The organism is Mesorhizobium sp. M0659 (genome assembly GCF_040320605.1).
In the GTDB taxonomy this organism is placed as follows: Bacteria; Pseudomonadota; Alphaproteobacteria; order Rhizobiales; family Rhizobiaceae; genus Mesorhizobium.
The window spans coordinates 43,093-55,142 of the sequence record NZ_JAMYPY010000028.1; the positions used below are offsets into that span (position 1 = coordinate 43,093).

General features: G+C 64.0%; 13 protein-coding genes. 12 read left to right on the forward strand and 1 reads right to left on the reverse strand.

Translation table 11 applies throughout. The annotated features are described in order from the left end of the window. The first annotated feature begins 60 nt into the window (after nucleotides 1–60). The 8 genes from infC to NKI31_RS28460 all read left to right on the forward strand — a co-directional run bounded on the left by infC (nucleotide 61) and on the right by NKI31_RS28460 (nucleotide 7,162). Nucleotides 61–597 carry a translation initiation factor IF-3 gene (gene infC, locus NKI31_RS28425; RefSeq protein WP_023744911.1) on the forward strand — a complete coding sequence of 179 codons (537 nt, stop codon included), beginning with the start codon at nucleotides 61–63 and terminating at the stop codon, nucleotides 595–597. A gap of 132 nt (nucleotides 598–729) precedes the next feature. Then, nucleotides 730–1,368, forward strand: coding sequence for a methyltransferase family protein (locus NKI31_RS28430; RefSeq protein WP_023681388.1), 639 nt, complete (start codon nucleotides 730–732; stop codon nucleotides 1,366–1,368). 183 nt (nucleotides 1,369–1,551) lie between these two features. Further along, nucleotides 1,552–1,755, forward strand: coding sequence for a 50S ribosomal protein L35 (rpmI, locus tag NKI31_RS28435; protein ID WP_006201248.1), 204 nt, complete (start codon nucleotides 1,552–1,554; stop codon nucleotides 1,753–1,755). Between the two features lie 39 nt (nucleotides 1,756–1,794). Continuing rightward, nucleotides 1,795–2,196, forward strand: a complete 402-nt coding sequence (gene rplT / locus NKI31_RS28440) for a 50S ribosomal protein L20 (protein WP_023672281.1) — start codon at nucleotides 1,795–1,797, stop codon at nucleotides 2,194–2,196. A 251-nt stretch (nucleotides 2,197–2,447) separates the two neighbouring features. After that, the gene (gene pheS, locus NKI31_RS28445; RefSeq protein ID WP_352653154.1) at nucleotides 2,448–3,545 is read left to right on the forward strand and encodes a phenylalanine--tRNA ligase subunit alpha; all 1,098 of its coding nucleotides are present in this window, start codon (nucleotides 2,448–2,450) and stop codon (nucleotides 3,543–3,545) included. Beyond that, nucleotides 3,542–3,988, forward strand: a complete 447-nt coding sequence (locus NKI31_RS28450; protein WP_023714491.1) for a GFA family protein — start codon at nucleotides 3,542–3,544, stop codon at nucleotides 3,986–3,988. Before pheS ends, NKI31_RS28450 begins: the two co-directional genes overlap by 4 nt. Nucleotides 3,989–3,990: 2 nt before the next feature. Beyond that, nucleotides 3,991–6,399 (forward strand): phenylalanine--tRNA ligase subunit beta, encoded by a 2,409-nt coding sequence (gene pheT / locus NKI31_RS28455; RefSeq protein WP_023703775.1) that lies wholly within the window; start codon nucleotides 3,991–3,993, stop codon nucleotides 6,397–6,399. Between the two features lie 160 nt (nucleotides 6,400–6,559). Beyond that, nucleotides 6,560–7,162, forward strand: coding sequence for a nucleotidyltransferase family protein (locus tag NKI31_RS28460; RefSeq protein ID WP_023672277.1), 603 nt, complete (start codon nucleotides 6,560–6,562; stop codon nucleotides 7,160–7,162). A 270-nt stretch (nucleotides 7,163–7,432) separates the two neighbouring features. Here NKI31_RS28460 and NKI31_RS28465 read toward each other — a convergent pair whose 3' ends face one another. Further along, on the reverse strand, nucleotides 7,433–8,428 hold the full coding sequence (locus NKI31_RS28465) for an aldo/keto reductase (RefSeq protein WP_023703777.1): 996 nt from the start codon (nucleotides 8,426–8,428) through the stop codon (nucleotides 7,433–7,435). A gap of 96 nt (nucleotides 8,429–8,524) precedes the next feature. Between NKI31_RS28465 and NKI31_RS28470 the strand changes: the two genes are divergently transcribed. The 4 genes from NKI31_RS28470 to NKI31_RS28485 all read left to right on the forward strand — a co-directional run bounded on the left by NKI31_RS28470 (nucleotide 8,525) and on the right by NKI31_RS28485 (nucleotide 11,855). Beyond that, nucleotides 8,525–9,415, forward strand: a complete 891-nt coding sequence (locus NKI31_RS28470) for a LysR family transcriptional regulator (RefSeq protein WP_352653155.1) — start codon at nucleotides 8,525–8,527, stop codon at nucleotides 9,413–9,415. Nucleotides 9,416–9,570: 155 nt separating this feature from the next. After that, on the forward strand, nucleotides 9,571–10,146 hold the full coding sequence (locus tag NKI31_RS28475) for a cytochrome b (RefSeq protein ID WP_352653156.1): 576 nt from the start codon (nucleotides 9,571–9,573) through the stop codon (nucleotides 10,144–10,146). A gap of 68 nt (nucleotides 10,147–10,214) precedes the next feature. Then, on the forward strand, nucleotides 10,215–10,790 hold the full coding sequence (locus NKI31_RS28480) for a YceI family protein (RefSeq protein WP_027049073.1): 576 nt from the start codon (nucleotides 10,215–10,217) through the stop codon (nucleotides 10,788–10,790). A gap of 78 nt (nucleotides 10,791–10,868) precedes the next feature. Further along, a complete protein-coding gene (locus tag NKI31_RS28485) occupies nucleotides 10,869–11,855 on the forward strand; it encodes a Gfo/Idh/MocA family protein (protein WP_352463435.1) in 987 nt (328 codons plus the stop codon). The last annotated feature ends 195 nt before the right edge of the window (nucleotides 11,856–12,050 follow it).

The window sequence follows — 12,050 nt, forward strand, 5'->3', positions numbered from 1 at the left end:
ATTGAAACCCTGAACGTCTAGATTGAAACCCTGAACGAAACGGCCAAGGAGACCACGACCATTCGCAGACCTTTCAAAGCAGCGGCGCCCACCAAGGATGGCCCGCGCTCCAACCGTGATATCCGGGTTCCCCGGGTCCAGCTGATCGACGCCGATGGCCAGAACCGCGGCGATATTTCCATCAACGACGCATTGCTGCTCGCCGAAGAGGCAGGCCTCGATCTGGTCGAGATCTCGCCCAATGCGGTGCCGCCTGTCGTCAAAATTCTCGATCTCGGCAAATTGAAATACGCCAACCAGAAGAAGGCGGCCGAGGCGCGCAAGAACCAGAAGGTCATCGAGATCAAGGAGATCAAGATGCGCCCGAACATCGACAGCCATGACTACGAAACCAAGATGAAGGCCGTGCGGCGCTTCTTCGAGGAAGGTGACAAGGTCAAGCTGACGCTGCGCTTCCGCGGCCGCGAGATGGCGCATATGGAACTCGGCATGCAGCTCCTGAACAAGGTGCGCGAGGAGACGGCTACCATCGCCAAGGTCGAAGCCGAGCCGAAGCTGGAAGGCCGCCAGATGATGATGGTGCTGGCCCCGCGCTAGATCAGTTCGGGCTTTGCGCTCTAAATCCGCCTGAATCCTGTCTCATGGCGTCCCGGCGATCGGCGGGACGCCGATTCTCCTGTCCAGACGCCGCGATCGCCGGCAAAGCTTCTCGACGATCGGATTCCCGACATGGCCAATGAAATCAACCCTGCGCCCATCAAGGAGCTGGGCGGCTACCAGCACATGCGCCGCATGGTGCTTGCGGTGCTGGTGGTGGTGCTGTTTGCGGCACTGCTGTTCGGCCAGTCGACCTTCCCGCCCGATACCCCGGTGCATGAAACGATCGAGATGGTCGGCGTGCTGCTGATCTTCCTTGGCGTCGTCGGCCGCTTGTGGTCGACACTCTATATCGGCGGGCGCAAATCCTCCGAAGTGGTCACCGGCGGCCCCTATTCGATCACCCGCAATCCTCTCTACGTGTTCTCGACCGTTGCCGCCGCCGGCGTCGGGGCGCAGATCGGCTCGTTCTCCGGCATCGTCCTGTTTGCGCTTTTGTGCGCCGGCGCCTTCCACATCGTCATCCTGCGCGAGGAACGGTATCTCAAGGAGGTTCTCGGCGCGCCCTATACAGCCTATCTGGCGCGGGTGCCGCGTTTCTTCCCCCAGCTGTCGCTCTACCAGGAAGGCGACACCGGCAGCTTCAAGCCGCGCCTCTTGCTGACCACCTTGCTCGACGGGCTGGTGTTTCTGGTGGCGTTGCCGGTGTTCGAGACCATCGATGGCGCCCAGCAATCGGGCATTCTGCCGGTGCTGTTTAGGCTGCCCTGATCGCGGAGAGAGCGTCGCAGCCGCTCGGGTGTTGCGCGCCAGCCCGCTTTGACGTATAGGACCGCCGTTCCAAGAAAACCGCCCGGCAGGGCATGCCGTGGCGGTTTCATTTGCTTTTCGGGCTTTGGTCCGCCCGAAGCGAACAAGAAGCGCGATTGTGCGCCACCAATACGGAGTAGCAAAATGCCCAAGATGAAGACCAAATCGGCCGCCAAGAAGCGGTTCAAGATCACAGGTACGGGTAAAGTCCTGTCGGCTGCGGCCGGCAAGCGTCACGGCATGATCAAGCGTTCCAACAAGTTCATTCGAAATGCCCGCGGCACGATGGTTCTGGCTGAACCGGATGGCAAGAAGGTCATCAAGAATTTTCTGCCGAACGGCCTCTGAGCATTCGGTTTCAGGAACAGCGTTTAAGGAGATCATGACATGGCACGCGTAAAAAGAGGCGTCACCTCGCACGCCAAGCACAAGAAGGTCCTGAAAGCCGCGAAAGGCTTCTACGGCCGCCGCAAGAACACCATTCGCATCGCCAAGCAGGCGGTCGAAAAGTCGATGCAGTATGCGTATCGCGACCGCAAGAACCGCAAGCGCTCGTTCCGCGCGCTGTGGATCCAGCGCATCAACGCCGCGACGCACGAGCATGGCCTGACCTATGGCCGCTTCATCGACGGCCTCAACAAGTCCGGTATCGAGATCGATCGCAAGATCCTGTCCGACATGGCCATCCATGAACCGCAGGCGTTCGCCGCACTCGTGGCCAAGGCCAAGGTCGCGCTCGAATATCTGAAGAACACCACCCCGAATGCTTTTGAAAGCGCTGTCGCCTAGAGCATGATGCCAAAAAGTTGCTGACTTTTTGGACAACATCATGCTCAGGGAAATTTAGCGAGGAGCGCGATCTTTCCGAAAAGTCTGCAACTTTTCGGGATCGGGCTCCGAGCCCAGCGCTTCCCAGCATTCGCAATTCTGATTGGGGAACCCGCGCTGGCACGGCTGGCGCGGGTTTTTCTTATGGCTGAACTTTCAACTTGAAAGTGACTTTCACCTCAAAGTTGACTCCCAACACAGCGAGTTTGACCGTGAACGACATAGCTACCGGCTTGGATACTCTCGAAAACGCCCTGCTTGCCGACGTCGCGTCGGCCGCCGATGAGGCTGCTATCGAAGCCGTGCGCGTCGCGGCTCTCGGCAAGAAGGGGTCGATCTCGGAATTGCTGAAGACACTGGGCGCGATGAGCGCCGAGGAGCGCCAGGTCAAGGGCCCCGCGATCAACGGCCTGAAGAACCGCGTCACCGAAGCGCTGACGACACGCAAGGCCGAGCTGAAGGATGTGGCGGTCACGGCGCGCCTTGCCGCCGAGACGGTCGACGTGACGCTGCCGGTGCGGCAATCGCCGGCCGAGCGCGGCCGCATCCATCCGATCAGCCAGGTCATCGACGAGATCGCGGCGATCTTCGGCGATCTCGGCTTTGCCATCGCAGAAGGTCCCGATGTCGAGAGCGACTATTACAATTTCACCGCGCTGAATTTCCCCGAAGGGCATCCGGCGCGCGAGATGCACGATACCTTCTTTTTCCAGCCGGACGAAAAGGGCGAGCGCAAGCTGTTGCGCACGCACACCTCGCCGGTACAGATCCGCACCATGGAGAAGCAGAAGCCGCCGATCCGCATCGTCATTCCCGGCAAGACCTACCGGCAGGATTCCGACGCTACCCACTCGCCGATGTTCCATCAGGTCGAGGGGCTGGTGATCGACAAATCGGCCAATGTCGCCAACATGAAGTGGGTGCTGGAAGAATTCTGCAAGGCTTTCTTCGAGGTGCCGCAGGTCAAGATGCGCTTCCGGCCGTCCTTCTTCCCGTTCACCGAGCCGAGCCTCGAGGTCGACATCCAGTGCGACCGCTCGCGGCCCGGCGAAGTGCGATTCGGCGAAGGCTCCGACTGGATGGAGATCCTCGGCTGCGGCATGGTCCACCCCAATGTGCTGCGCGCCGGCGGGCTCGATCCCGACGAATATCAGGGCTTTGCCTGGGGCATGGGCATCGACCGCATCGCCATGCTGAAATACGGCATGCCGGACCTGCGCGCCTTCTTCGACGCCGATGTGCGCTGGCTGTCGCATTACGGTTTCAGGCCGCTCGACATGCCGACGCTGTTCGGAGGTCTTTCCGCATGACGGCGCCGCACGCCGGTGGCTGCCGCTGCGGCGCGGTACGGTTCGAGGCATCAGTCGAACCGCACCATATCAGCTATTGCCATTGCGGCGATTGCCGGCGCGCCAGCGGTGCGCCGGTGTCGGCCTTTGTCGGCTTTCTGACCGAGCAGGTGGCTTTCACCGGCAAGGCACTGAAGATGTACGAGAACGGCCCGGTTACACGCTCGTTCTGCGGCATTTGCGGCTCGCCTATCGCCTATGTCGACGAGCGGCTGGAAGACCACATCTATTTCATGCTGGGCGCCATGGACATGCCGGCCTATTTCCGGCCGACGCACCATGCCTATGTGCGCGAGCAGCTGCCCTTCGTGCATATGCCCGACGACTTGCCGCGCCATTTGAAGACAAGCGTACCCAGACCCGATGGACAAGGTCCGGGCGGGTACAGACAAAACGGAACATAGTGATGAAACTCACCCTTTCCTGGCTCAAGGATCATCTCGACACCGACGCCACGCTCGACGAGATCGTCGAGAGGCTGACCTCGATCGGCCTCGAAGTCGAGCATGTCGACGACAAGGCCGGCCTGAAGCCGTTCGTCATCGCCAAGGTGCTGACGGCGGTGCAGCATCCCGACGCCGACCGGCTGCGGGTGCTGACCGTCGACACCGGCAATGGCGCAGCCCCTGTCCAGGTGGTGTGCGGTGCGCCGAATGCCCGCGCCGGCTTGATCGGCGCCTTCGCCGCGCCCGGCGCCTATGTGCCCGGTATCGACGTGACGCTGACCGTCGGCAAGATCCGGGGCGTCGAGAGCCATGGCATGATGTGTTCCGAGCGCGAGCTGGAGCTGTCGGATGAGCACAATGGCATTATCGACCTGCCGGCCGATGCGCCTGTCGGCACCAGCTTCGCGGCTTACGCGCATCTCGACGATCCGGTGATCGAGATCAATCTGACGCCGAACCGGCCGGATGCGACCAGCATTTACGGCGTCGCCCGGGACCTGGCGGCAAGCGGGCTTGGCCGGCTCAAGACCGCGCCGGTCGAAGCGGTCCTTGGCAAAGGTGAAACGCCGGTCAAGGTGACCATCGAGGCGCCGGAGCTCTGCCCCGGTTTCGCGCTGCGCCTGGTGAAAGGCGTGAAGAACGGGCCGTCGCCGAAATGGCTGCAGCAAAGGCTGATCGCCATCGGCTTGCGCCCGATCAGCGCGCTGGTCGACATCACCAACTACGTCACCTTCGACCGTGGCCGGCCGCTGCATGTGTTCGATGCCAAGAAGGTCGCCGGCAATCTCGTCGTGCGCCGCGCACGCGACGGCGAGAAGGTGCTGGCGCTTGACGGGCGCGAATACACGCTGACGCCGCAGATGTGCGTGATCGCCGACGACAATGGCGTCGAATCGATCGCCGGTGTCATGGGCGGCGAGCATTCCGGCTGCGACGAGAACACCACGGACGTGCTGATCGAATCCGCTCTTTGGGATCCGATCACCACGGCCCGCACCGGCCGTACGCTCGGCATCATCACCGATGCCCGTTACCGTTTCGAGCGTGGCGTCGACCCGGAATTCATTGTGCCCGGCGTCGAGCTGGCGACAAAGCTGGTGCTGGAGTTCTGCGGCGGAGAGCCGACCGAGACGGAGGTGGTCGGCTATGCCGGCTACAAGCCGAAGATCGTTTCCTTCCCGATCTCGGAAGTGAAGCGGCTGACCGGCATCGAGGTGCCGAAGGCGGAAAGCCTCGACATCCTGACCCGCCTCGGCTTCAAGCCGTCAGGCTCGGGCGACGTCGTCGATGTCGCTGTGCCGTCCTGGCGTCCTGACGTCGACGGCAAGGCCGACCTGGTCGAGGAAGTGATGCGCATCCACGGCGTCGACAACATCGCGCCGCAGCCGCTCGGCGCGCATGACGCGGTCAACTCCAAGATACTGACGACGCTGCAGGTTCGCACCCGCACTGCCAAGCGCTCGCTCGCCGTGCGGGGCATGCTGGAGGTTCTCACCTGGTCGTTCATCCCGGCCAAACACGCCGAACTGTTCGGCGGCGGCCAGACGGCGCTGAAGCTCGCTAATCCGATTGCAGCCGACATGTCCGATATGCGGCCCTCGTTGTTGCCCGGCCTGATCGTCGCCGCGCAGCGCAATGCCGACAAGGGCATCGGCGATGTCGCGCTGTTCGAGGTCTCCGGTACCTATGAGGGCGACGGCCCCGACCAGCAGCGGCGCGTTGCCGCCGGTGTGCGCCGCGGCACCGCCAAGCTCGACGGTTCCGGCCGCAGTTGGGCCGGCAATTCCGGTCCGGTCGGCGTGTTCGACGCCAAAGCCGACGCGATTGCAGCGCTGGAAGCCTGCGGCGCGCCGGTCGACAGGCTGCAGATCGAGCCAGGCGGTCCGGCCTGGTATCATCCCGGCCGCTCCGGCACGATCAAGCTCGGCCCGAAGACAGTGCTCGGCACCTTCGGCGAGTTCCACCCGAAGACGCTGGAGGGGTTGGACGTTTCCGGACCGATCTGCGGTTTCGAGGTCTATATCGACGCCGTGCCCGAGCCGAAGGCCAAGCCGACGAAAACCAAGCCAAAGCTGGAGCTGTCCGCCTTCCAGGCGGTGAAGCGCGACTTTGCTTTCGTCGTCGACAAGACGGTGGAGGCCGGCGCGCTGGTGCGCGCGGCGCTCGCCGCCGACAAGAAGCTGGTCACCGGCGTTTCGGTGTTCGATGTGTTCGAGGGGGCATCTCTCGGGACCGCCAAGAAGTCGATTGCCATCGAAGTATCTATCCAGCCGGTTGAAAAGACGCTCACCGACGAGGATTTCGAGGCGCTGGCCAAGCGCATCGTCGACAATGTCGGCAAGCAAACGGGCGGCATGCTGAGAACGTAGAGCGGCTAACGCCGCCCTACGTATTTCGACTTCACGCAATTCTTAGGGAAAGCGCGTCTTAGGGAAAGCGCGGCGCGCTTTCCCAGTAAAACCGCTACACACTTTTCCTGGAATTGCTTCTGAGGATTGCCGGCAGTTGCGAATCGCTCTCCAAAGGGCGATGGACCATCTGCGCTATTCCGGTCTGCCGTTCGAAGCCCAGCGCGAAGCGTTTCTCGCCATGGTGTTGGCGGATGCGCTCGTCAGCGACGCGCTGGAGCGGGCCCGCACGCTGGCGTTGCCGGACTGGCTGGTGGTGTCCGGCGCGCTCTACAACAGCGTCTGGAACCACCTGACCGGCAAGGCGCCGGGCTACGGCATCAAGGATGTCGATCTCTTCTACTTCGATGACAGCGACCTGTCCTACGAGGCCGAGGACGCGGTCATCCGTCGAGCCGCGCAGCATTTCGAGGGGCTGGCTCTGCCGGCCGAGGTGCGCAACCAGGCACGGGTGCATCTGTGGTATCCGCAGAAATTCGGCCAGCCCTGCCCGCGCTATACGAGTTCCAGCGAGTCGGTGAGCTATTTTGCTTCGAAGACGCATGCGGTCGGGGTGCGATACGATGCCGATGGGCAGCTTGAGGTCGTGGCGCCGTTCGGGCTGGATGACCTCTTCGCGTTTCGCATCACGCCCAACCGGCTGATGGATAACAGGCGCACGCATGAGGCCAAGGGGGCGAGGGCGAAGGCGTGCTGGCCGGAGATTACGGTGGTGCCGTGGTGAGACTTACCCTCCCCGTTGTGGGGAGGGTCGGCTCGCTGTCGCAGCGAGGCGGAGACAGAGAGACGGGGTGGGGGTGCGCCTCACGAGGAGGCCCCCCCCCCCACCCGGGGGGGGGACGCACCCCCCCCCGCGGGGGGGGGGGGGCGGGGGGGCGCGGGGGCGCCCGGGGGGTCCCCCCGCCGCGGGGGGGGGCGCCCGCGCCTCACGAGGACCCCCACCCCGATCCGCTTCGCGGATCGACCCTCCCCACAAGGGGGAGGGTAAAGGCACTCACCCATTCACCAGCGCCAACAGCTCCTCCGTATAGCGCTTGCCAACCACCTTGTCCGGCGACAGCGCATCGCCGATCGCCGCGACCTCAGCCGCGCTCAGCTCGATCCCGACCGCCGCCGTGTTCTGCTCGAGATGGCGTATCTTTCTTGCGCCGGGGATCGGCACGATGAAGTCGCCCTGGTGCAGCACCCAGGCCAGCGCCAGCTGGGCCGAGGTGACGCCTTTTTCCACCGCCAGCTTTTCCAGCGTCGCAACGACCTTGGCATTAGCGGCCATGGCGTCGGCCTGGAAACGCGGCAAGGTCCGGCGCCAGTCGTCGTCGCTGAGGGCCTCGGGCTTGGCGATGGTGCCGGTGAGCAGGCCGCGACCGAGCGGGCTGTAGGGGACGAAGCCGATGCCGAGTTCGCGGCAGACATCGAACACTTCGTCTTCGGGGTCGCGGCTCCAGAGCGAATATTCACTCTGCACGGCAGCGATCGGATGCACGGCGTGCGCCCGGCGGATGGTGGTGGCACTGACCTCCGACAGGCCCAGCGCCCGCACCTTGCCGTCGCGCACCAGTTCCGCCATGGCGCCGACCGTGTCCTCTATCGGCACGCCGGGATCGACGCGGTGCTGGTAGTAGAGGTCGATGACATCGGTATCGAGCCGTTTCAGCGAGGCTTCCGCCACTGCCTTGACGTGCTCCGGGCGGCTATCGACGCCAACCATACGTTCGAGGCCTGAGCCTTCCTCGGAAATCTTGAAGCCGAATTTGGTGGCGATCGTCACCCTGTCGCGCACCGGCTTCAACGCCTTGCCGAGAAGGATCTCGTTCTCAAAGGGACCATAGACTTCGGCGGTGTCGAAAAACGTCACGCCGATTTCGACAGCGCGGCGCAGCGTGGCGATTGCGTCCGCCTCGGCCTGACCGCCATAGGCGAAGCTCATGCCCATGCAGCCGAGGCCGACGGGGAAGACTTCGAGTTCAGTACCAAGTTTGCGGGTTTTCATGGCGCGTCTCCTTGTTGCGATGAAAGAGAGATAGCGCTTGGCTTTACGTTCGATAATTGGCTGTCATTCGCACGGGCTGTTCTATAAAATAGAGCAATGAACCGAGGGCATCTTTCTCAACTCGCTGTACTGGCAACAGTCGCCCAATGCGGCAGTTTTCGTGGCGCGGCGCGCGAACTGGCCATAGCGCCCTCGGCAGTGAGCCATGCCGTGTCCAGCCTGGAGGCGCGGCTCGGCGTGCGGCTTTTGGCGCGCAGCACCCGCAGCGTAGCGCCAACGGAGGAGGGCGCGCAGTTGCTCGAACGGCTGCGACCAGCGCTGTCCGAGATCGATCTGGCGCTGGAAACGGCGATCGAGGCGCGCGACCGGCCGGCCGGCAACCTGCGGCTGACCGTGCCGCGCACCGCGGCCCACCTGGCATTGACGCCCAGGCTCGGCGGCTTTGCCGCGGCCTATCCCGACATCGTGCTGGAAATCGTCATCGAGGATCGCTTCACCGACGTCGTCGAAGGCGGCTTCGATGCCGGCGTGCGGCTCGGTGAGAGCCTGCAGCGCGACATGATCGCGGTGCGCATCGGACCGGACCTTCGCGGCGCCGTGGTCGGCGCGCCATCCTATTTCGCGACCATGCCAAGACCCCGTCATCCGCGCGATCTTGCCGACCACCGCTGCATCCGCTTCCGTTTTTCCAGCGGCATTCTTTACCGCTGGGAATTAGAGAAGGATGGCGAAGAGATCGAGATCGCGGCGCAAGGGCCGCTGATCCTCGACGAAGACCATCTGATCGCCCAGGCGGCGGTCGACGGCGCAGGGCTCGCCTTCGTCTTCGACGATTATGTGCGCGCACCGCTCGCCGACGGCCGCTTGATCCGCGTGCTGGAAGACTGGTGTCCGCCCTTCGACGGTTTCTTCGCCTACTACCCCAGCCGCCGCCAGATGCGCCCGGCGCTGCGGGCGTTTGTGGATTTCTTCAAGGCCGGTGCTTAGCCACCCTCCCCCTTGTGGGGAGGGTGGCGCGAAGCGACGGGGGCTGCGCCCTACGAGGACCCCCACCCCGATCCGCTACGCGGATCGACCCTCCCCACAAGGGGGAGGGTAAGGGCGCGCCGGAAGAAAGCCCATCCGGCATTCGTTCTTCTCCCATGCAGTCCATCACCAACAACTCAACCCGCTACGGCTGGGCGGCGATCGTCCTCCACTGGCTGATCGGCATCCTGTTCATCGGCCAGTTCATGCTTGGCTTCATCATGGTGCGGTTGACCAGCCAGCGCACCGCCTTCGAGCTGATCCAGCTGCACAAATCCTTCGGCTTCCTGCTGCTCGGCCTCCTCATCCTGCGCATTGCCTGGCGGCTCGGCAATGCGGCCCCGGCCTTGCCGGCCTCGGTCGGAGGCCTGGAGCGTCGGACGGCGCCGCTGGCGCATCTGGCACTTTATGGCTTCCAGCTCGCGGTGCCGCTGTCCGGCTGGGCACTGGTTTCGGTGTCGATGCTGGAGATCCCCAGCATGCCGTTCAACCTTTTCGTGATGCCGAACCTGCCGCTCGGCGTGTCCGATGCGGCGGAAAACTTCTGGGCGGCAGCACACTGGTATCTCGCCTATGCCGGCATTGCCTTGGTTGCGCTGCATGCGCTGGCGGCGCTGCGGCATCATTTCTGGCTGCGCGACAGCGTGCTCACGCGCATGATCACGCCTTCGTCAGATCAGGACATGGAATAGCGCGCGCCGCGCATTCGTTCATTGGAGTGAGGGCGCAACACTTCGCCTGCCCCAGAAGGACAAAACCCATGTATGCGCGCATCTTCGGATTGGCGGCTGTTGCCGCTTGCCTTGCCACGCCTGTCTCCGCCGCTGTGGACCTCGGCGACGCTGCCGGCAGCTACACGGTCAACCCGGCCAGCTCCAGCATTCGCTTCTCCATCGGCAAGGTCGGTGGCGGCGGCCTCGACGGCGCCTTTGGCCGCTTCAAGGGCTCCATCCGCATCGACAACAGCGATGTCGGCCGTTCCGCGGTCAACTTCACCATCTATCCCGAAAGCGTCGGCACCGGCCAGGGCCGCATCGACGCCTTCCTGCGCTCCGATGCGGTGTTCGACGTGGCCAACAGCCCCGAAATCCAGTTCCGCTCGACCAGCGTAACCCGAACCAGCGACACCACGGCGCTGGTCAGCGGCCGGCTGACGGCGCGCGGCAAGACGTTTGCGGAAAAGTTCACTGCCGAGCTCGGCGGGCTGAAGGGTGGCGTCATTAAATTCCACGTCACCGGCAAGGTGCTGCGCTCCCGGTACGGCATGGATGTCGGCACGCCGATCTATTCGAATATCGTCAATTTCGACATGACGCTGACGGGCAAGCGAGGCTAGCAGGACCAGCGATCCGCATTGGCTTTTCCCGCAATTTCGGGCAAACCTCCTCGCCTGTAAATCGATAGGAGAAGCCTGATGTTCCGATGGGGTGTTTTGTCGACGGCCAAGATCGGCCGCGAGCAATTGTTGCCGGCAATCGTCGAGGCCGAGAATGGCGTTTTGTCCGCGATCGCCAGCCGCGACCTGTCGAAGGCCGAGGCCCTGGGCGAGCGGTTCGGCGCCAGGCATGCCTTTGGTTCGTATGAGGAGCTGCTCGCTTCGAAAGACGTCGACGGCGTCTACATCCCGCTGCCGACCTCGCAGCATGTCGAATGGACGGCCAAGGCCATCGAAGCGGGAAAACATGTGCTGGTGGAGAAGCCGCTGGCGCTCGACGCCAAGGACATCGCGCCGCTGATCAAGCTGCGCGACCAGAAGAAGGTGCTGGTCTGCGAGGCCTTCATGGTCATCTACCACCCGCAATGGATCAAGGTGCGCGATCTCATCGCCGATGGCGCCATCGGCCGGCTGCGCCATGTGCAGGGCGCCTTCTCCTACTACAATGTCGATCCCACCAACATGCGCAACCAGCTCGATCTCGGCGGCGGCGCGCTGCCTGATATCGGCGTCTATCCGACGGTGTCGACGCGGTTTTCGAGCGGCAAGGAGCCGCTGCGCGTGCAGGCGACGATCGAGCGCGACAAGAAATTCGGCACCGACATCTATTCCTCGATCCGCGCCGATTTCGGCGATTTCGAACTGTCCTTCTATCTGTCGACGCAGATGGCGGCGCGGCAGGTGATGGTGTTCCACGGCGAGAAGGGTTTCATCGAGGTGTTCTCGCCGTTCAATGCCGGGCTCTACGACCATCACCGCATCGAACTGCACAACCAGAACCATACGGAGGCGCAGGTGTTCCGCTTTCCCGGCACCCAGCAATACCGGCGCGAGGTAGAGACGTTTGCCAGGGCGGCACAGGGCGGCAAGGAGCGTGTCTTCACGCTGGAGGAGTCCGTGCTCAACCAGAATGTCATCGACGCCATCTTCCGCGCCGGTGGCAAGGAAGGCTGGGAGGCCGTCTGATACAGCAATCTTAGCCGGTAATTTCATGGGAGAAGGGGGGGGGGGGGCGGGGGGCGCGGGGCGGGGGCGGGGGGGGGGGGGGGGGGGGGGGGGGGGGCGCGGGGGGGGGGGGGGGGGGGGGGGGGGGGGGGGGGGGGGGGGGGGGGGGGGGGGGGGGGGGGGGGGGGGGGGGGGGGGGGGGGGGGGGGGGGGGGG